The sequence below is a fragment of the Pseudomonas sp. PSPC2-3 genome, from assembly GCF_049898265.1.
Taxonomy (GTDB): Bacteria; Pseudomonadota; Gammaproteobacteria; order Pseudomonadales; family Pseudomonadaceae; genus Aquipseudomonas; species Aquipseudomonas veronii.
Genome location: NZ_JAFCXJ010000011.1, coordinates 56124 through 74925 on the forward strand (window position 1 = coordinate 56124; position 18802 = coordinate 74925).

General features: G+C 57.9%; 17 protein-coding genes and 2 pseudogenes. 12 read left to right on the plus strand and 7 right to left on the minus strand.

Going from position 1 to position 18802, the window contains the following annotated elements:
• The first annotated feature begins 33 nt into the window (after positions 1–33).
• Together baeS and ACP7E3_RS24535 are read left to right on the plus strand one after the other, a co-directional pair.
• Positions 34–1419, plus strand: coding sequence for a sensor histidine kinase efflux regulator BaeS (gene baeS / locus ACP7E3_RS24530; protein WP_046383982.1), 1386 nt, complete (start codon positions 34–36; stop codon positions 1417–1419).
• A 3-nt stretch (positions 1420–1422) separates the two neighbouring features.
• A complete protein-coding gene (locus ACP7E3_RS24535; protein ID WP_108525618.1) occupies positions 1423–2106 on the plus strand; it encodes a response regulator in 684 nt (227 codons plus the stop codon).
• Positions 2107–2192: 86 nt separating this feature from the next.
• Here ACP7E3_RS24535 and ACP7E3_RS24540 read toward each other — a convergent pair whose 3' ends face one another.
• The 3 genes from ACP7E3_RS24540 to adhP all read right to left on the minus strand — a co-directional run bounded on the left by ACP7E3_RS24540 (position 2193) and on the right by adhP (position 4854).
• A complete protein-coding gene (locus ACP7E3_RS24540; protein ID WP_079443487.1) occupies positions 2193–2954 on the minus strand; it encodes an SDR family NAD(P)-dependent oxidoreductase in 762 nt (253 codons plus the stop codon).
• A gap of 93 nt (positions 2955–3047) precedes the next feature.
• Complete coding sequence (locus ACP7E3_RS24545) at positions 3048–3665, minus strand: LysE family transporter (RefSeq protein ID WP_046383985.1); 618 nt, start codon at positions 3663–3665, stop codon at positions 3048–3050.
• A 178-nt stretch (positions 3666–3843) separates the two neighbouring features.
• Positions 3844–4854, minus strand: a complete 1011-nt coding sequence (adhP, locus tag ACP7E3_RS24550) for an alcohol dehydrogenase AdhP (protein WP_017847956.1) — start codon at positions 4852–4854, stop codon at positions 3844–3846.
• Between the two features lie 489 nt (positions 4855–5343).
• Here adhP and ACP7E3_RS24555 point away from each other — a divergent pair, with 489 nt between their 5' ends.
• Both ACP7E3_RS24555 and ACP7E3_RS24560 read left to right on the plus strand, forming a co-directional pair.
• Entirely contained in the window at positions 5344–6735 is a 1392-nt protein-coding gene (locus tag ACP7E3_RS24555; RefSeq protein WP_046383987.1) for an NAD-dependent succinate-semialdehyde dehydrogenase, read from the plus strand.
• 52 nt (positions 6736–6787) lie between these two features.
• Positions 6788–7240: a VOC family protein gene (locus ACP7E3_RS24560; RefSeq protein WP_288076558.1), complete on the plus strand. Its 453-nt coding sequence runs from the start codon at positions 6788–6790 to the stop codon at positions 7238–7240.
• A gap of 70 nt (positions 7241–7310) precedes the next feature.
• Here the strand turns inward: ACP7E3_RS24560 and ACP7E3_RS24565 are convergent.
• A pseudogene (locus ACP7E3_RS24565) lies at positions 7311–7622 on the minus strand (hypothetical protein); the annotation flags it as partial.
• A gap of 56 nt (positions 7623–7678) precedes the next feature.
• A complete protein-coding gene (locus ACP7E3_RS24570; protein ID WP_046383989.1) occupies positions 7679–8575 on the minus strand; it encodes a universal stress protein in 897 nt (298 codons plus the stop codon).
• Between the two features lie 56 nt (positions 8576–8631).
• Between ACP7E3_RS24570 and ACP7E3_RS24575 the strand changes: the two genes are divergently transcribed.
• The 3 genes from ACP7E3_RS24575 (at position 8632) to ACP7E3_RS24585 (ending at position 11707) form a co-directional block, all read left to right on the plus strand.
• Positions 8632–8790: a hypothetical protein gene (locus tag ACP7E3_RS24575; RefSeq protein ID WP_426124695.1), complete on the plus strand. Its 159-nt coding sequence runs from the start codon at positions 8632–8634 to the stop codon at positions 8788–8790.
• Positions 8791–8991: 201 nt separating this feature from the next.
• Positions 8992–9558 carry a phosphoribosyltransferase family protein gene (locus tag ACP7E3_RS24580; RefSeq protein WP_104903495.1) on the plus strand — a complete coding sequence of 189 codons (567 nt, stop codon included), beginning with the start codon at positions 8992–8994 and terminating at the stop codon, positions 9556–9558.
• Positions 9559–10432: 874 nt separating this feature from the next.
• Positions 10433–11707, plus strand: coding sequence for a glycoside hydrolase family 68 protein (locus ACP7E3_RS24585; RefSeq protein ID WP_046383990.1), 1275 nt, complete (start codon positions 10433–10435; stop codon positions 11705–11707).
• Positions 11708–12335: 628 nt separating this feature from the next.
• Here ACP7E3_RS24585 and ACP7E3_RS24590 read toward each other — a convergent pair.
• Complete coding sequence (locus tag ACP7E3_RS24590) at positions 12336–13256, minus strand: AraC family transcriptional regulator (RefSeq protein ID WP_046383991.1); 921 nt, start codon at positions 13254–13256, stop codon at positions 12336–12338.
• Between the two features lie 164 nt (positions 13257–13420).
• On the opposite strand from ACP7E3_RS24590, the gene ACP7E3_RS24595 reads away from it, so the two are divergent.
• From ACP7E3_RS24595 to ACP7E3_RS24610, 4 genes and pseudogenes are all read left to right on the plus strand, one after another.
• Positions 13421–14470: an NAD(P)-dependent alcohol dehydrogenase gene (locus ACP7E3_RS24595; RefSeq protein ID WP_079443483.1), complete on the plus strand. Its 1050-nt coding sequence runs from the start codon at positions 13421–13423 to the stop codon at positions 14468–14470.
• Positions 14471–14515: 45 nt separating this feature from the next.
• Positions 14516–15538, plus strand: a complete 1023-nt coding sequence (locus tag ACP7E3_RS24600) for an alpha/beta hydrolase (RefSeq protein ID WP_426124698.1) — start codon at positions 14516–14518, stop codon at positions 15536–15538.
• Between the two features lie 90 nt (positions 15539–15628).
• Positions 15629–16837 carry an MFS transporter gene (locus ACP7E3_RS24605; protein ID WP_256822633.1) on the plus strand — a complete coding sequence of 403 codons (1209 nt, stop codon included), beginning with the start codon at positions 15629–15631 and terminating at the stop codon, positions 16835–16837.
• Between the two features lie 288 nt (positions 16838–17125).
• Positions 17126–17383, plus strand: a pseudogene (locus tag ACP7E3_RS24610) (winged helix-turn-helix transcriptional regulator); the annotation flags it as partial.
• 106 nt (positions 17384–17489) lie between these two features.
• Here ACP7E3_RS24610 and ACP7E3_RS24615 read toward each other — a convergent pair.
• On the minus strand, positions 17490–18110 hold the full coding sequence (locus ACP7E3_RS24615) for a TetR/AcrR family transcriptional regulator (RefSeq protein WP_046383995.1): 621 nt from the start codon (positions 18108–18110) through the stop codon (positions 17490–17492).
• A gap of 135 nt (positions 18111–18245) precedes the next feature.
• On the opposite strand from ACP7E3_RS24615, the gene ACP7E3_RS24620 reads away from it, so the two are divergent.
• Positions 18246–18686 carry a hotdog fold domain-containing protein gene (locus ACP7E3_RS24620; protein ID WP_057005557.1) on the plus strand — a complete coding sequence of 147 codons (441 nt, stop codon included), beginning with the start codon at positions 18246–18248 and terminating at the stop codon, positions 18684–18686.
• Positions 18687–18802: the final 116 nt, after the last annotated feature.

Sequence of the window (18802 nt, forward strand, 5' to 3'; positions counted from 1 at the left end):
AATGGCCCAATCCATTCTTAACGGCCCACCTCCATGAAGTTGAGTATCTCCACCAAACTGTTTATTGCGGTACTGGCCGGCGTGCTGCTGGTCATCCTGAGCATGGGGGTGGCGACGAGCTGGAGTTTCGGGCGGGGCTTTCTCGGCTATCTCAATGAGCAGGCGCTGGAGCGCATGGCCCCCGTGCTGCCGCGCCTGGCCAGCGCCTATGCGCGCGAAGGCAATTGGGAGTTCCTGCGCAACCGGTCGGATCGCTGGTTCGACATCATGCGGCCCGAGGTCGGCGAAGATCCGGCGAAGAACGATTTACGCACGCCCATGGCGTCGGACCTGACAGGCGCGCTGTTTCGCATCGCCTTGCTGGATGAACACAAAAAACGCGTGAACGGCTACCCGGATATCGGCAACGATGCGTTGTTGCGCGCGATTGTGGTGGCCGATAAAACCGTTGGCTGGCTGGCCGTGACCCCGTTCCAGAGCGTGACCGAAGCCGGCGGCGAACGGTTCCAGCAATACCAGTTACGCACCAGCCTGGTGATGGGCGCCTTTTCGCTGTTGCTGGCGATGCTGATTGCCTGGTGGATCGCCCGCACGCTGTTGGAGCCGGTGAAAAAGGTGGCGGCGGCGACCCACCGCCTGGCAAGCGGCGACTACGGCAGCCGGGTGGCCGTGGCCTCCAATGACGAAGTGGGCCAATTGGCGCGGGACTTCAACCAACTCGCCTACACCCTGGAGCGCAATGAACAGATGCGGCGCGAGTTCATGGCCGATGTCTCCCACGAGTTGCGCACCCCGCTGTCGGTGTTGCGCGGTGAGCTGGAGGCCATCGAGGATGGCGTTCGCACCCTGAACCAAGGGTCGATGAAGTCCTTGCAAGGTGAGGTCAGCATGCTCAGCAAACTGGTGGATGACCTGTATGAACTGTCCCTGGCGGATGTGGGCGCGCTGACCTACCGCAAGAGCGCGTGCAGACTCGATCAACTGCTGCAAGCCAGCGTGTCGATGTTCCAGGAGCGTTTGAACGACCGGCATCTGCGCGTCGAACTGGAGCTGCCGTCGCAGCCCCTGGAATTGTTGGCCGACGCCAGCCGCCTGCAGCAATTGTTTTCCAACCTGCTGGAAAATGCCGTGCGCTACACCGACCCGAACGGGCTCATCCGCATCCGCGCCGTCGTCGATCGCGCGAATGTGTGCATCGACTTCATCGACTCCGGCCCAGGGGTTTCGGCCGAGCAACTGCCGCGCCTGTTCGAGCGCTTCTATCGCGGCGAATCATCGCGCAACCGTGCCAGTGGCGGAGCCGGTCTGGGCTTGGCGATTTGTCACAACATCGCCCTCGCCCACGGCGGCAGCCTCAGCGCCGCTCACTCGCCTCTCGGCGGCCTTTGGCTGACCCTGCGCTTGCCACGGGATATCTGAACCATGACCGACAAAAGCCCGATCCTGATTGTCGAAGATGAACCGAAGCTGGCCGCCTTGATGCAGGATTATCTGGTCGCGGCAGGCTACTCGACCGTGTGCCTGGACAACGGCTTGCAGGTGGTGCCGACCGTGCGTGCGCAAACACCGCGCCTGATCCTGCTCGACCTGATGCTGCCCGGGCGCGACGGCATGCAAATCTGCCAGGACCTGCGCGGTTTCAGCGCCGTGCCGATCATCATGATCACCGCCCGCGTCGAAGAGGTGGACCGCCTGCTGGGCCTGGACCTGGGAGCCGACGACTACATCTGCAAGCCTTTCAGCCCCCGGGAGGTGGTGGCCCGGGTCAAGGCCATCCTGCGCCGCGGGCCCCAACTGCTGGTCAGCTCGGCGCCGCGCCTGCTGATCGACGAAGCGCAGTATCGCGCCTCGATAGACGGCATCGCCCTGGACCTCACCCCCCTGGAACTGCGACTGCTCAGCACCTTCGCCCGCTCTGCCGGCCGCGTGTTTTCCCGTGACCAACTGCTCGACAAGATCTACTCCGACCACCGCGTGGTCACCGACCGCACGGTGGACAGCCATATCCGCAACCTGCGGCGCAAGCTGGAGCAGGCGTGCCCAGGGGAAACGCCCATCGAATCGTTGTATGGGGTCGGTTATCGGTTTCAGCTTTCCGAGGCCTGATACCTCGGAATAATACACATCGGCACCGTCAACGAGGCGCAAGCGGAACGCCTGCAACCATCGCCAGATACCGGAGCACGCTAAACCTAGGTCAGATTCAACCCGCCGTCTGAGAGGAGTATCTCGCCGGTCAAGTAGTCCGACTCGACCAGCATTACAACAGCGTTTGCGATGTCGTCTGGGCTAGCGGCCCTGCGCATAGGGGCGCGAGTTCGCCACAACTCTTGGGCCTCTGTCCACTCTGCGGTCAGCGGCGTGTCGACCAAGCCAGGCGCCACAGCGTTTACGCGAATTTCTGGCCCCAGCGATACCGCGAGCAAGCGGGTCATGTGATTAAGCGCAGCTTTGCTTACCGCATAGGGAATAGATGCGCCCTTAGGACGGATACCGGCATGCGAACTGATGTTTACGACGCAACCTGCTCGACGGTAACAGGCGGCATCGCGCAATGCCGACTCGGCCAATGCGACTAGGTGGAACGGCGCCACGACATTAACCTCGTTAAGTTCGTGCCACACCGTCGAGTTGGCCGAGGCAAGGTCGCCGTGCGGGATGACTCTGCTAATACCAGCGTTATTGACCAATACGTCGAGCTGCCCCCACGCGGCGATCGCCTCATTAACAAGCCTGACCCTGTCAGCTTCAAAAGCAAGATCAGCTTGCACGTAAATAGCCTGCTTCATTTCGGCAACCATAGCGCGTCCCGTATCCGCAGAGTTTCGCGAATGGAGCACCACTGCATAGCCTGCCCGGCTTAGTGCACGTGCAATGGCTGCGCCGATACCGGAAGTGGACCCTGTAACCAACGCGACGCGTAATACGTTATCGATTGTCGGATTGGGTTTCATAGGGACATCTCGAATGGGTTGCTAGAAAGCCATCACCGTAGCACCCAGCGGGCAACGTCGGCATCACTGCCAGGGTAAACCAACGGCTCGTATTCAGCGCATGGCGACCAGCTTGACGCCGAACCCCAGCAGGCAAACGCCGGCCAAGCGCTCCAGCAGATTGGCGATGCGCGGGTTGGCCCGCATGCGCTGAGCGAGCTTGTGGGTCAATAGGACGGCTATCAAACCATAGAGGAACGTCACCACCGCTACGGTCGCGGCCATGAACGCGAATGTCACTATGCCCTGATGCTTCACCGGATCGACAAACAACGGAAAAAAGGCCATGTAGAAGATGATCGCCTTGGGGTTGAGCAACGTGATCATCATGGTCTGACGCAGGAAATGGCCGTTATCCATCCGGCTCTTGCGCGGCGCGGCCCCAGCCTGACTAAACAACATTCGCAGGCCCAGCCACGCCAAGTACGACGCGCCCAACCATTGAATGAGATGGAACGCTGCCGGATACGCGGCCAGCAGGGTTGCGACGCCAGCAACCGCCAGCCATAAGAGCACCTGGTCACCGAGTATCACTCCGCACGTCGCAGCCAAACCCGCTTTTATCCCGCCTTTGCCGGTCGCCGTGATGAGGGCAAAATTGCCGGGGCCAGGAATGGCCAGGACGATGATGAAGGCGATGATGAAAGCGCCATAGTCGGTCACGCCAAACATCGGTTATCTCCCGCGCAGGATGGTTTTGGACGCAAAACCTATCATCAACCTCGCCTCAATATCTAGCGATGCAGGTGAGAAAACCATCCAGAAACTATCGGCAAAAGCGATCGGCTGCGCTTCTCGTCGCGAGGAGCCAACGGTATTGGCAGCCGCCCGAGCGACTGCCAATGGCCCGTCAATGACTCAAATCAATCACCATGCGGCCTTTGATTTTCCCTTGCTGCATTTCATCGAAGATCTCATTGATATCTTCGATCGGACGCAATGTTACCTTCGGCACCACCTTGCCTTGCGCGGCAAACTCGAAGGCTTCTACGAGGTCTTGTCGAGTACCGACCAGTGAGCCGACCACCTCGATCCCGTCAAGCACCAACCGAGGAATATCGAGGCTCATGGCTTCAGGCGGAAGCCCAACTGCGACCAGGCGTCCACCGGCACGCAGGGCATCCACCGCAGAGTTGAACGCGACCTTGGCGACGGCCGTCACGACAGCCGCGTGAGCTCCGCCGACCTTCTCCTGGATAACTTTTGCGGCATCCTCGTTGCGGGAGTTGATGACCAGGTCAGCGCCCATTTCCCTGGCGAACTGCAGTTGATCATCGTTGATGTCCACGGCGATCACTCGGGCGTTGAATACATTTTTTGCGTACTGCAACGCCAGATTCCCCAGGCCGCCCAGCCCGTAGATCGCAATCCATTGCCCAGGGCGGATATTGGAAACCTTCACGGCTTTATAGGTCGTTACGCCAGCACAGGTCACGCTGCTCGCCGCCGCAGAATCAAGCCCATCAGGCACTTTCACCGAGTAGTCGGCGACGACAATGCACTCTTCGGCCATTGCGCCATCCACGGTGTAACCGGAGTTTTTTACGTTGCGGCAGAGTGTCTCGTTGCCGCTGTTGCAGTATTCACAGTGCCCACAGCCCTGGAAGAACCAGGCTACGCTGGCACGGTCACCGGGCTTCAGAGAGGTGACGCCTGGTCCTACCTGCTGCACGATACCGATGCCTTCATGGCCTAGGATCACCCCGGTTTTATCACCGAAATCGCCGTTCTTGACGTGCAGGTCGGTATGGCAGACCCCGCAGCACTGCATTTTAAGGAGAGCCTCACCATGTTTCAGAGGCCGTAATGTTTTTTCGATCACATTCACGCGTTGCCCTTGGGCAACAACAGCAGCTTTCATGCTTATCTCCTTGTATCCGTGAGTGAGCTTGCGTTACAGCGGGCCCAACAAATGCCAAAGCAGTACAGCACCACCCTTCCAGCGCGCCGAAGTCTGGCGCAATGCCCGCCACCCGGCCCCAGGGTCGGGGAGTCAATGGATGCTATTGCTGCGCCATCGGGTCGCCAACGCTACCGGTCTTATGGCACAAGTCGCGCAAAAGGGGGATGCCTATTAGTCAGGCAACCCGCGCAAGGACGCCTCTTCTTTGCCTTTCTATGACAAAGATCAACAGGAGACGCTGATCGGCAGATCATCGTGGCCGCTTTCAGTGACCGTCGCCGCCGCCCTGAACGTCAAGTGAGCTCCCCGATCTCTCGGGTCTGGGTGGGCCTGCGACCTTTGGCTCCATGTTTGAAACCTGTTCCTCGTGTACCTTCGGCAGGCCCGGCATATGCACTCAGCGGCGGGTTGGCCATTTAGTCGAAACGGTTCTGGAGTAGCTTTTACATGGCATACGCAACAATCAATCCCTATACGGGCGAGACACTGCAAACCTTTCCCGATGCGACCGATGCAGAAGTCACCGCGGCCATCGGCAAGGCCCATGAGGCTTTCCTGGCGTGGAAGGACACATCTTTCGCCGAACGTGCGCGCATCCTGCAGAATGCGGCCGATATCCTGCGCAAGGACAGCGACGCCTTTGCCAGGGTACTGACGCTGGAGATGGGCAAGCTGTTTGCCGAGGCGAAAGCCGAGGTCGAGCTGTCGGCAAAAATCTTCGAATACTATGTGCGCAATGCCGAAACCTTGCTCAAGCCGGAGAAACTCCCGGTCCTCGACCCTGCCGAGGGCGAGGCGGTTCTCGTCTGCGAACCGCTCGGCGTGCTGCTGGCGATCGAGCCGTGGAACTTCCCTTATTACCAGATCGCCCGCATTCTGGCGCCGCAGCTTTCTGCCGGTAATACCGTGCTTCTCAAACACGCAGCGAATGTGCCGCAAAGCGCCGCTGGCTTTCAAAAGCTGATGAAGGATGCCGGCCTGCCTGACGGCGCCTTCCGTAATCTGTACGCCACGCGTTCGCAGATCGAGCTGATCATCAACGATGCCCGCGTGCAGGGCGTTGCCTTGACCGGCTCGGAAGGCGCCGGTGCAGTGGTTGCGTCGCAAGCGGGTAAAGCGCTGAAAAAATCCACCCTGGAACTCGGCGGCGCCGACGCCTTCGTCGTGCTGGCCGACGCGGACCTGGCGAAAACGAGCAAATGGGCGGTGTTCGGCCGGCATTGGAATGCCGGGCAGGTCTGCGTGTCCTCCAAGCGCATGATCGTGGTCGATGCGGTCTATGACGACTTCCTCGCGCTCTATCGCAAGGGCGTCGCGGAGTTGGTGGCCGGCGATCCCTTCGATGCGAAAACGACCCTGGCACCGCTCTCCTCGCAAAGCGCGGCCAATGAGGTCAAGCAAAAGATCCTCGAAGCCGTGAAGCTTGGCGCCAAGGCCGAAGAAGTCGGACCGCCCGTGCCTGTCGATGGGGCATTCGTGCAGCCGACGATCCTGACCGATGTCGCCGAAGACAACCCCGCTCGCTACTGGGAGTTCTTTGGTCCGGTGTCCATGGTGTTCCGCGCCAAGGATGAAGACGATGCAGTGCGTATCGCCAACGACTCGCCGTTCGGCCTCGGCGGTTCGGTATTCACCTCGGACACGGCGCATGGCGCAGAAGTCGCGAAGAAAATCTCCACCGGCATGGTATTCGTCAACCATCCGACCAAGGTCGAAGCCGACCTGCCTTTCGGTGGCGTGCGCCGCTCGGGGTACGGCCGCGAGCTGATCGGTCTCGGGCTCAAGGAGTTCGTCAACCACAAGCTCATTGTCGTGGTCGATATCGACGCCCCGTTCTGAGTTCAACAGCGCTCTTTGTCCCAAGAAACCGAAATCGAGGAGACCTGACAGGATGAACGTCATCGGGATAGACCACTTGGCTATTCGTGTCAGCGATCTGGACCGCTCCAGGGCGTTCTACGATCAGGTACTCGGTTTCTTGGGATTCACCATAGAGTGGGAGTTCGACCGGGTTATTGGTTGGACCAATGGCGAAACCCTGTTCTGGATCACCGAAGCCGATGCCCAGGGGCGCAAACACAAGCACCGGACCGGCGATGTGGGCTATCACCACTATGCATTCGAGGTTGCCGCGCGCGAGGACGTCGATGCGCTCTACGCGTTCCTGCTGGATCAGGCGGTTACGATTGTCGACGCACCCGCTGACTATCCGGATTATGGCGAGGGCTACTATGCGGTTTATTTCCTCGACCCCGATAATCTGAAGCTCGAGGTGATGTTCTTCCTGGAAAAACAAAAGCGGCGCTTGCTTGGAAAATCGCGAGGAAATGATCGCCGGGAATAAAATTTCTTCATCGGCATACACGCTTGAAGAGATTGATAAAACGAGCGTGCGTCAGAATCCTGATACGCCTCAAGTTATCCAGGCGCTGCTCCGTTTCCGTGAGCAGGTCAAACAACAGCGAACCCAAGCCCCGATGGGCCAGTACATCGGCCACGTATTGATTACGCGGGCTCAAACGGCCACTACCGCTGCCGTGTACGAAAACGAGCAAGGCGCGGGTGTTGGTCGGCAAACGCAAATCGGCGTTCCGTTCAACGCCCCGGGGCAACGCGAGATTGATGACGTCAGACCTGTTGGCGTATTTGAGCAAGGGTTCCACCAGTCGTCGACCGGCCTCGACGCGGTTTGGCAAGAGGGTTTGCAATGAGGGACTAAGGATCACGAGGACCTCCTCCGACGATCACGCCTGTGATTTCGGAATAGGCGGCCCTCGCCGCGCTAGATAGCCAGAATGCTGCAGGACACCTGATACAGGAGATGTTCGGTGGTGCTGCCCAGCAGCTTGTCCAGTCCGTGGGACTGGACCTTGCCCATCACAATCACATCCATATGCTGCTCATCGGTGAACGCATGGAGCACCGCGACAGGCTGTCCTTCAATGAAATGCCGCCGGTCGGCAGGCACGCCATAACGGTCGGCCAGTTCGAGGAATGACTTTTCATGACCTTTGCGCAACTGCCTGCCAAGGTCCGAAATTGTCAGGCCCCCGCCGCCCATATCGCCCAGGTACACCATGGAAATGTCGCAGGCATACAGCAAGTGCAACTCGGCCTGACACTGGATGGCGAGACTGGAAGCCTGCTGGATGATCCGTTCATTGAGCTCGTTGTCCTGGGCAAGGGTATTGGAGGCATCGACCGCCGCCACGATCTTGCGCGGCAAGGGCAGGTCGTCTTCGCTGAGCAGATAGACCGGTATCGGGCAGTGACGCAGTAAACGCCAATCCAGCGGGGTGATGAATGCACGCTTGAGTGCCGGTTCGCGCTGCACCTGCTTGATCAGCAGGTCTGGCTGCATTTCTGCGACGTAATCGAGAATCTCTTGCTGAAGGTCGTCGGCCCACTTCGCTTCAGCCGTCACTTCGATACCTTTATTACTATCACGCAGATGAGCTGCCTGGTATTTGAGCCAATCGCGATGATCTTGCAGATAATTTTCGCGAGCTTTTTCCCGGTCACCCTCTTCGAGCAGCGACAACAGGTTCCAGGTAGGGATCAAGGCAGCAATGTGCAGGCTGGCACCGCTGACCTTGGCCAGAGCGGCAGCATGGTTCATGGCTTGAGACCGGCGCAGCGCCGGGTTGATGATCAGCAATAACCGTTGATACTGGCTCATGATCGGACTCCATGGGCTTGCACGTTTGTCATTGCCCGCAATGGCGGACAACTGTCGTGTTCACCGCCGAACCGAGCACCTTCTTTATGAACTCAGAATCCTCCGTCGATGCGGCCTTGGAGTTGATTTATATCAAGTGCCCGGGCACGCAATACATTCACTCGCGGCAGCTTGTGCCCACACCTCTGGCGCTACCGCAGATTCGCGTCGGCTGAAAGGATCGGGCGTTGGATTGATCGCGATTGATCAATATCAATCCTGCCAGGGTCAGCCGGTCTACATTGACCCAACATGCACTCGCAAGGGTGCGGCGCCTCAGGAGTTCAGACTCGCCGATTGCACACGTATCTCATGGCATACGCCTGCTGCCGTAGCCGGCACCGCATGACCCCATGTTTCCCGAGCAGGAGAAAGCAATGACGATCCTAGTGGCAAGTCAACGGTTGCGCCTGTATGACAGTGATGAGCTGGATGTTGTGTTGCAGACGATGGCGCGCAAGGCCGCCACCCTTCTGCCACCGACGCATACGGCACTGATAGGCATCGAACGCAGGGGTCAGCCCCTGGCTCAAAGGTTGCGCGAGTACATTGCGCGTCAGACCGGCCGGCCGGAACTCCCTGTTTACCCGCTGCAGGTCAAGCGCTACGCCGACGACCTGCAAGTGCTGCATACCTACACGCAATTGACCGAAAACCCGGCCCTGGGCAGGTTGGATCTGGCCAATACCACGTTTCTGGTGGTCGATGATGTGCTCTTCGAAGGCCATTCCCTCCTGCGCACTTGCGCATATCTGGCACAACTGGGGGCTCGTCGAGTCCATACGGCGGTACTGGTCGACCGGCATGTCCGTCAGCAGCCGATCCGGGCCGACATTGTCGGTATACACCTGCAAGTCGCCGCCACTGATATTGTCGAATGCAACGTACCGCCCTACGAACAGGCCTTTTGCATAGAAGTGGTACGACACGGCGCCGCCCGCTGACGGTGGAAGCGTTCAGGGCTTCGCCGAGTCACCGGGCTTGAGCGATGGAGAACGCTCGGCGCCAACAATTCAGGACTTAAAAGCACTGGACGGTGCTGGATGTCAGTGGTTCCCGCCGGAACGAAAAAAGGACCCGGAGGTCCTTGTTTCGATCGCTGACAGAATTCAGTGGAACTCTGTAGCGCTATGTTTGGAGCGGGAAACGTCGGCGCCACGGACCGGCCGACCAGCTCCGCTTTGGTAGCTTTCACGGACCTAGGCCTGGGATGAGATCGCCATCAGTTCATCCAAATTTTCGTCCGTACCTCCGGTGAGTCGACTTTGTATCGGTATTAACCCCTTGGGGCGATGTACCCGATCCCAGGCAACCTGATCAGCTTGATTGGCTCGGTAGCATCGTTGCTGTCGGCTTTCGAAACAGCTGCGAAATTAATTCGACTGACTTAACCCACAATCCGCAGCCCCTAACTTGCAAGTATTAATGCCGGTTGAGCCTCTCGGTGACGTGCCCGCGCATCGATTGCACCGTTCATTGCCTGACTCCTACTGATAGTGATGCAGGCGTTGAAGACGCAGGGCTACGTGCATGCCATCGCACCAAAACTCTTTGCAAGGTTCGACAGCGTTGATCGATTTGACCACCTGCGTCTACCCAGCATCATGCAGGTAACGTCGCTGATCGGTCCGAGAACAAACCTCTAGAAACATCACAAGCTGAAACGTATCAGCTTCAACAAAAAACTCAATTATGCATAAATGCATTTTTTCCCTTGACCCGAAGGGAGGAGTCTTTTACAGTTAAATGACTGTATATAAATACAGTATTTTTTGATCAGTATTTATTTGAATCCATTCATGGACGAGGTTTTTCCCTATGAAAAGCAACACTGAGAAATTTGGCAAAACACCCCATCAACCCAGCCTGTGGACCCGAGCCGATGCGCTGAAAGTCCGCGCGGACGACCCCACTACCACCCAGCCACTGGTCAGTGCGAACTTCCCGGTACTGAGCGACGAGGTGTTTATCTGGGACACCATGCCGCTGCGTGATATCGACGGCAACATCACCTCTGTCGATGGCTGGTCAGTGATCTTCACCCTGACTGCGGATCGTCACCCGAACGACCCGCAATACCTCGACCAGAACGGTAACTACGACATCACCCGCGACTGGAACGATCGCCATGGTCGGGCAAAGATGTACTACTGGTTCTCCCGCACCGGCAAGAACTGGGAACTCGGCGGCCGAGTGATGGCTGAAGGGGTTTCGCCGACCGTTCGCGAATGGGCCGGCACGCCGATTCTGTTGAACGAGCAAGGCGAAGTGGACCTGTACTACACCGCGGTCACGCCGGGCGCGACCATCGTCAAGGTGCGTGGCCGTGTGGTGACCACCGAGCATGGCGTCAGCCTGGTCGGCTTCGAGAAGGTCAAGCCGCTGTTCGAGGCCGACGGCAAGATGTACCAGACCGAAGCGCAAAACGCCTTCTGGGGTTTCCGTGATCCATGGCCGTTCCGCGACCCGAAGGATGGCAAGCTGTACATGCTGTTCGAGGGCAACGTGGCCGGCGAGCGCGGCTCGCACAAGGTCGGTGAAGCAGAAGTCGGTGATGTGCCGCCGGGTTATGAAGACGTCGGCAACTCGCGCTTCCAGACGGCCTGTGTCGGCATCGCAGTGGCCCGTGACGAAGACGGCGACGACTGGGAAATGCTGCCGCCGCTGCTGACCGCGGTAGGCGTCAACGATCAGACCGAACGCCCGCACTTCGTGTTCCAGGACGGCAAGTACTACCTGTTCACCATCAGCCACACCTTTACCTATGCCGATGGGGTGACCGGGCCAGACGGTGTGTACGGCTTTGTCGCAGATTCGCTGTTCGGTCCTTACGTACCCTTGAACGGTTCCGGCCTGGTACTGGGAAATCCGTCTTCCCAGCCGTTCCAGACCTACTCGCACTGCGTGATGCCCAACGGCCTGGTGACCTCATTTATCGACAGCGTACCGACCGACGAAACCGGCACGCAGATTCGTATCGGCGGCACCGAAGCACCGACGGTGGGGATCAAGATCAAAGGGCAGCAGACGTTCGTGGTTGCCGAGTACGACTACGGTTACATCCCGCCGATGCTCGACGTTACGCTCAAGTAATCGCTACCCAGGGCTTTGAGGCAGCGAGTTTGAGCTCGATGAAAAACTCGTTGCGGATAGGATCGATATATCCCACCTAACTTACTGCGACTTTGCTCGGGAACCCTCTTGAACAATACGTAGTAACAACCCTTTGTTACTGGCTGCAAGGAGGCAGCCAGTAACGGGTATACACCCAATTGGTTCTGCTGGCCCGGCCGGCCGCCCTCTACCGCCGGCCGGAACATCCACTACTCCAGCAGACTCCCCCCGTTCACCGACGCAGGTGCCGGGCTATGCCTGGTCCTTCGTGATGCTCGACAAGTCTCTCGCCCCGCGCCTGCGCGCGATGTTCATCATGAAACAGAATCAGGCAATACTGGTGGGAACTGACCTTTGACAACCCGTCGTTGCTACGCGACCTGACGTTGTGTGGCGACAACCTCCTGTTCACCTGAAACTCTTGGCTGGAGCATGACGCCCGTAATGGCGGCCTAGTAAACTTGCGCGCCTGTTACATCCCGAACTTTCGCCATCGGACATGTGTATCGAGTGCGCCATCGTGCAACTGGCGGGACGTATCCTATCGCCACCCGAGCAGCGGCTGGTGAATCGGACCCTTGCTCCGATCTGATTCGCCAAGAAGACCTCACAATGTCGCTAGCCTGCCCTTTCGTAACACTGCGATATCTCGTTTAGGCGCAACACCAAAGAATCGACTGTATTCGCGGCTGAACTGGGAGGGGCTTTCATATCCAACCTTGAAAGCCGCACTGGATACGTCTTGGTGTTCATTGAGCATCAATCGCCTTGCCTCGTTCAGCCTCAGCCATTTTTGATACTGCAAGGGGCTCATTGCGGTGAGTTGGCGGAAGTGGTGGTGGAAGGTTGGCGTGCTCATCTGTACACGGGCCGCTAGCTCATCGACTCTAAGCGCCGAAGTGTAATTCAACTTCAACCAATCGATGGCTTTCGCGATCCGATAACCTTGGCCATCGACAGAAGTTATCTGTCGAAGCCGGCCAGCCTGATCACTTTTCAAGAGACGGTAGTGAATTTCACGCTGGATCAAGGGGGCGAGAACAGGAATAGCTTCCGGCTCATCGAGCAGCGCCAACAAGCGCTCGAACGGCGCCAGCATGGCTGCGGTCACTGAACCGATGCCTACCCCTTTCGCGGCCGAGCGTTCACGGGTGGGCGGCAGATCACTCTGCGCTATCAGCTCTGCCAGCATGCGCAAATCGAGCTTGAACGTCAGGCCCAGGCACGGTTGCTCCGGGCTCGCCTTGAGCACCTCCGAGTTGGCCGGCAAATCCAGTGAGGTGACCAGAAAACGCGAGGTGTCATACGGATAACCCTCACCGCCTACCCACAGCTGTTTCTCGCCTTGGGCGACAAGAATGATGCTCGGTTCGACCATGCAAACAACAGGCGGCGACGGGTGTTCGCGCCTAAAGAAGCCGAGACCCGCAATCGATGTTGCGTAGTCACCGGGTTTCAAGACCCGCGAGCCAATGACCTGGACGAGCGCCTCTTGGGGCGATGTGGGGGTTTCGTGTGGGGGCATCATGTTCGTCTCGTACCTCTTCGCTGAACTCTAACTCGCCCGCGCGCAACCGTCCTGCAAAAGAACGCAGACTCATAGAATCAGGCAAGTAATCCAGCGCAATGCACTGTTTGCAGTCAGGGCAGAGCGGGAAAATGTTCATCCGACACACCATCGAGGACTCTCCCATGCTTGTACAAGCCTATGGTGCTCATGCGGGCGACAAACCCCTTGAGCCTTTGCAGATCAGTCGCCGTTCCCCCGCCACCCATGACGTTCAGATCGACATCGCCTTCTGCGGTATCTGCCATTCGGACTTGCATCAGGTGCGTGCCGAATGGGCAGGCACGCAGTTCCCCTGCGTACCGGGACACGAAATTGTCGGCCGCGTATCGGCGGTCGGCGCCCATGTAGCGGAATTCAAAGTCGGCGATCTGGTCGGTGTCGGTTGCATCGTCGACAGCTGTAAACACTGTGACGACTGTGAATCCGGCCTGGAAAACTATTGCGACGGCATGATCGGAACCTACAACTTTCCTACCCCAGACGCTCCTGGCTGGACGCTCGGCGGCTACTCACAAAACGTTGTGGTGCATGAGCGTTACGTCCTGCGCATCCGCCATCCCGAGCAACAACTGGCCGCCGTCGCACCGCTGCTGTGCGCGGGCATCACCACGTATTCGCCGCTGCGCCACTGGAACGTCGGGCCGGGTAAGAAAGTCGGCGTGGTCGGTATTGGTGGGCTAGGCCACATGGGCATCAAACTGGCCCATGCGATGGGCGCCCATGTCGTGGCATTCACCACATCGGAATCCAAGCGCGAAGCGGCAAAGGAATTGGGCGCGGACGAAGTGGTGGTATCGCGCAACGCTGAGGAGATGGCCGCGCATACCAAGAGCTTCGACTTCATCCTCAATACCGTCGCAGCGCCCCACGATCTGGATGCGTTTCTGGTGTTGCTCAAGCGCGACGGAGCGCTGACGCTGGTCGGTGCCCCCGCCTCCCCGCATCCATCACCCAACGTGTTCAACCTGATCATGAAGCGCCGAACTATTGCCGGCTCGATGATCGGCGGCATCCCTGAAACACAGGAGATGCTGGATTTCTGTGCCGAGCACAACATCGTCGCCGACATCGAACTGGTTCGAGCCGATCAGATCAACAACGCCTACGAACGGATGCTCAAGGGTGACGTCAAGTATCGCTTTGTGATCGACAACGCCACATTGGTTGGCTAGTCGAAAGACTCCAGCCGGTAACGACTCAACCGAAAGGATGATCCAGTGAAAGGTATTTTTCTCGCCCTCGGGCTACTTGTTACCTCTTTCTCTTCGATGGGAGCCGATATGTCAAACGGTGCAGACAACTTCTACAAAAGCGACAAAGTGACGGTGGAAAAAGTCACCTTCAACAATCAATACGGAATGAAAGTCGCGGGCAACTTGTTCACCCCGAAAGACCTCGACCCGAAAACGAAAAACGCCGCCATCATCGTTGGCCACCCCATGGGCGCGGTAAAGGAGCAAAGCACAAACCTCTACGCCACCAAAATGGCCGAGCAGGGATTTGTCACGCTGTCGCTGGACTTGTCCTTCTGGGGCGAAAGTGCGGGCACACCTCGCCAAGCGGTCTCGCCTGATATCTATGCCGAAGACTTCAGTGCCGCCGTGGACTTTCTCGGCACTCAACCCATTGTTGATCGCGAGCTTATTGGCGTCATTGGCATCTGTGGCAGTGGCAGCTTCGCCATCAGCGCGGCCAAGATTGATCCGCGCCTCAAGGCGATCGCCACCGTCAGCATGTACGACATGGGCGCAGCCAATCGTAACGGCCTCAAGCATGGCGTAACGTCGGAACAACGTCAGCAGATCATTCGCGAAGCGGCGCAGCAGCGTGATATAGAGTTTCAGGGTGGTCAAATCCGTTATACCAGCGGCACGCCGCTGAAGCTGACCGGTAACGCCGTGGGTGACGAGTTCTACGATTTCTACCGCACCCCGCGTGGCGAGGTTACGCCTGCCGGCGCATCGGCGCAGACCACCACCATGCCTACACTGACCAGCAACGTGAAGTTCATGAACTTCTATCCGTTTAACGACATAGATTCGATCTCCCCTCGCCCACTGCTGTTCATTGCTGGTGCCAAGGCACACTCGCTCGAGTTCAGTGAAGACGCCTACAAACGCGCTGCCGAACCCAAAGAACTGCTGATCATTCCAGATGCCGGACATGTGGATCTTTACGACCGGGTCAACCTCATTCCATTCGCTAAGTTGACTTCGTTCTTCAAAAGCAACCTGAAGTAAATGGCCGGTGCCCCTGGCCGGGCACCGGTTCTCTCGCGCGGCCTCATTTTTACGGGGCCGCAACGCTTCGCGCATGACAGGATTCAATCAATGAGCAACCACTCCCTCCACGCCCCCCGGAAAGCTGAACAATCGTGGGGCGCGGTATTAGCCATGTCGCTTGCAGCCTTCGTGCTGGTGGCATCGGAATTCATGCCCGTCAGCCTGCTGACGCCGATTGCCGCCGACTTGCATATCACCGAGGGGCAAGCGGGCCAGGGCATTTCTGTCTCTGGGCTGTTTGCGCTGTTCGCCAGCCTTCTGATCGCTTCGGTGGCGGCGCGGGTCGACCGCAAACCTCTGCTGTTGTCACTGACTGTGCTGATGATCATTTCGGGAACAGTGGTCGCTTTCGCGCCGAATTACTGGGTGTTCATGATCGGTCGCGCGTTGATCGGGGTAGCGATAGGCGGCTTCTGGTCGCTGTCGGCCGCAACCGCCATGCGCCTGGTGCCTGAAGACCAGATCACTCGCGCCATGGCAATCGTCAACGGCGGCAACGCTCTGGCAACAGTGATTGCAGCGCCGCTGGGCAGTTTCCTTGGCGCGTTGATCGGCTGGCGCGGTGCATTTTTGTGCGTTATTCCGGTCGCGGTGATCGCCTCTGCCTGGCTTCTATTTAGCCTTCCGGCGATGAAGTCACAAAGTGGTTCGGGCACTGGGAATGTCTTCAAGTTGATGAAAAGCCTACCGGTCGCGTTAGGCATGGTGGCGGTCAGTGTCTTTTTCATGGGGCAGTTTATGCTGTTTACCTACCTGCGCCCGTTCCTTGAAACGGTCACGCACGTCAGTGTTTCCACGCTATCGCTGATGTTGCTCGTCTTGGGTCTGGCTGGGCTCGCGGGAACCTTCCTGATTGAAGCCTTCTTGAAAAATGGCCTGCATCGCACCCTCATCGTCATTCCGATATTGATGGCGGTGATCGCACTGGCGCTCGTTTCATTCGGCAGTTCGGCGGCCACCACCACTGTCTTGTTGGGTCTCTGGGGACTGGTTGCAACGGCAGCTCCAGTGGGATGGTGGACATGGCTGGCCAGAACATTGCCAGAGGCTGCTGAAGCGGGAGGCGGCTTAATGGTGGCGATCATTCAACTGGCCATTGCCTCGGGTGCAACCGTTGGCGGGCTGGTGTTTGACTTGAGCGGCTATCGCGCAACCTTCGAGTTGAGCGCAGCATTGCTGGGCGTGGCGGCTGTGCTTGCCTTCCTGGCTGCACGCTCTGCCACGCGGGAGCCGGTTGCATCGGTGAACATCGCATAAAAAACACAAGACACGCCAAGGCGTCTTTTATCGCGAACAGCGTTTTGTGTCATGAAGGAGGCGGCCAAGAGGATGAGTGCTACGACTGCCGGGAGAAAACCTTTGGGTTTGCGAACACCCAGGTGTGCTAGGGCGGAGAGCAGCAGATGATAAAACATGCCGACATAAGCCAGATCACTGAGCGCCACGTTAAAGCGCCAGAGAATCGTGGCAGGACCCAGTACTTTGACCACGATCATCAAAGGCACAAGGTGGGAGGCTGAATAGCCCAACTCCGCTTGTGCGTTTGCGATTAGCGGTATCACACAACACATGCTGACGGCGCAACTCCGAGAGCTTGAAAACGATGGCCGGATCTCGCGAACAGTCTTCGCGGAAGTACCACCGCGCGTCGAATATGAGATGACAGCCAAGGCGAGTGCGCTCGGGCCGACGATGGCGGCACTCGCCACCTGGTGGAGCGAGTACGGGAAAAGCGTCCCCGTAAATCCAAATCCACGTGGCCGAAAAGCTAACAGCACCCGCAAAGGTGATGGGGCGGTTTAAACCTGAGCGATTCACTGCAGCCGAAGTGATGTGCGACGTGCCTCCTGCACCTTGAAAGCCAGCTGATTCAGAACCTCCAACGCTTACTCAAAAGTCAGTTAGCTATCTAGTCAATTTGCGTAATCGAATTCCAAGCAGCCTTCGCGAGAAAGTCCTGATACTGCTTCGGGCTTTTTTCGACCCTCCCGGAAAGCCAGGCACGCGAATAGCTTTCCGTCGCGCCGATGATGAGTGACGGTAAGAGTTCTACAGGAAGATGACTGAACTGTTCCTTGCGGCCCTCGACACTCATCCAGTCCAGCAACTGCCTGTTGCGTTGTTTATTGCGTTCAAGCAATTCACCGTTGAAAGGCCCACTTGAGACGGCGTAGCGACTTTGGAAAACAAAGCGAGCCCAGTCCGGTTGCTCATCGACCCATTCAGCGTAGCTATAGATCAGAGCCGCTACACCCGCTTGAGCCGTCTGTGCTTTTTGCAAATAGCTATCTCGGAGCGCTGCCTGATCTTCTAGCGCAGCGAAAAAAAGAGCGGCCACCAGTCCCTCTTTACTGCCGAAGTGATGATAGATAGCGCCTACGCTCGTTTCGCATTGAGCCCGAATGGTTTCGATGTTTGTGGCTTCGATGCCTACCTCGTTAAAGCAGGCAAGTGCTCGGCGCAGGATTGTGCGCTTGAGCTCGCTACGCCTTCCCGGATAGATACGCTCGATCAGATCAGTTGAATGCATGAGGGGAAACGCCAAATGAAGCGGAGTCTATAGGGTGAACGCACCGTAAAGAAAGCTTGGCTTGACAGCCTCCATAAACACAGAACATTATTCCGTTACAGAATATTATTCTGCAACCAACCGCGAGGGTATCTCATGAGTCAAGCTCTAAGTATGTTCAATAGCGTAGGCCCCGCCGCGTTCAGCAATATGGCCTGCCAAATGGCACCTTACTTCAGCACGATCGCCCCTGAGATTTCAGAGCTCAGCCCAGGCCATGCAGTCGTTAACGTGCCGTTTCGCAAGGAAATCACCAACCATCTGGCATCTGTGCACGCGATAGCCCTGTGCAACGCAGCCGAGCTCGCGGGCGGAATGATGACTGACGCTTCGATTCCTTCAGGCGCCAAATGGATTCCGAAAGGCATGACCGTTGAATATCTCGCGAAAGCAAAATCGAGCATTCGAGCTGTAGCTGATGGCAGCGGTATTGACTGGAAAACCGGCGGCGACAAGTTCGTTCCGGTTGATATCTTCGACGAGGGTGGCGTGAAAGTTTTCACTGCCAGAATCACGATGAATGTGAAAATCGCTTAGGCCTTTTCTATAGGCTCGGCGTTATGCCGAGCCAAATCGCTCCCGCTGCGAGCATGAAAAATGCGTCATGATTTCAACAATTAACTGTCCCGGTAGAGTTTGAAAAGCGCTGCACG

Excerpts from the sequence above, each read along its gene's own strand:
- ACP7E3_RS24605 (WP_256822633.1), top strand. The coding sequence starts at position 15,629 with ATGAGCAACCACTCCCTCCACGCCCCCCGGAAAGCTGAACAATCGTGG.
- ACP7E3_RS24545 (WP_046383985.1), bottom strand. The coding sequence starts at position 3,665 with ATGTTTGGCGTGACCGACTATGGCGCTTTCATCATCGCCTTCATCATC.
- ACP7E3_RS24590 (WP_046383991.1), bottom strand. The coding sequence starts at position 13,256 with ATGATGCCCCCACACGAAACCCCCACATCGCCCCAAGAGGCGCTCGTC.
- ACP7E3_RS24580 (WP_104903495.1), top strand. The coding sequence starts at position 8,992 with ATGACGATCCTAGTGGCAAGTCAACGGTTGCGCCTGTATGACAGTGAT.
- ACP7E3_RS24570 (WP_046383989.1), bottom strand. The coding sequence starts at position 8,575 with ATGAGCCAGTATCAACGGTTATTGCTGATCATCAACCCGGCGCTGCGC.
- ACP7E3_RS24535 (WP_108525618.1), top strand. The coding sequence starts at position 1,423 with ATGACCGACAAAAGCCCGATCCTGATTGTCGAAGATGAACCGAAGCTG.
- ACP7E3_RS24540 (WP_079443487.1), bottom strand. The coding sequence starts at position 2,954 with ATGAAACCCAATCCGACAATCGATAACGTATTACGCGTCGCGTTGGTT.
- ACP7E3_RS24595 (WP_079443483.1), top strand. The coding sequence starts at position 13,421 with ATGCTTGTACAAGCCTATGGTGCTCATGCGGGCGACAAACCCCTTGAG.
- ACP7E3_RS24585 (WP_046383990.1), top strand. The coding sequence starts at position 10,433 with ATGAAAAGCAACACTGAGAAATTTGGCAAAACACCCCATCAACCCAGC.
- adhP (WP_017847956.1), bottom strand. The coding sequence starts at position 4,854 with ATGAAAGCTGCTGTTGTTGCCCAAGGGCAACGCGTGAATGTGATCGAA.
- ACP7E3_RS24555 (WP_046383987.1), top strand. The coding sequence starts at position 5,344 with ATGGCATACGCAACAATCAATCCCTATACGGGCGAGACACTGCAAACC.
- ACP7E3_RS24620 (WP_057005557.1), top strand. The coding sequence starts at position 18,246 with ATGAGTCAAGCTCTAAGTATGTTCAATAGCGTAGGCCCCGCCGCGTTC.
- ACP7E3_RS24560 (WP_288076558.1), top strand. The coding sequence starts at position 6,788 with ATGAACGTCATCGGGATAGACCACTTGGCTATTCGTGTCAGCGATCTG.
- ACP7E3_RS24615 (WP_046383995.1), bottom strand. The coding sequence starts at position 18,110 with ATGCATTCAACTGATCTGATCGAGCGTATCTATCCGGGAAGGCGTAGC.
- baeS (WP_046383982.1), top strand. The coding sequence starts at position 34 with ATGAAGTTGAGTATCTCCACCAAACTGTTTATTGCGGTACTGGCCGGC.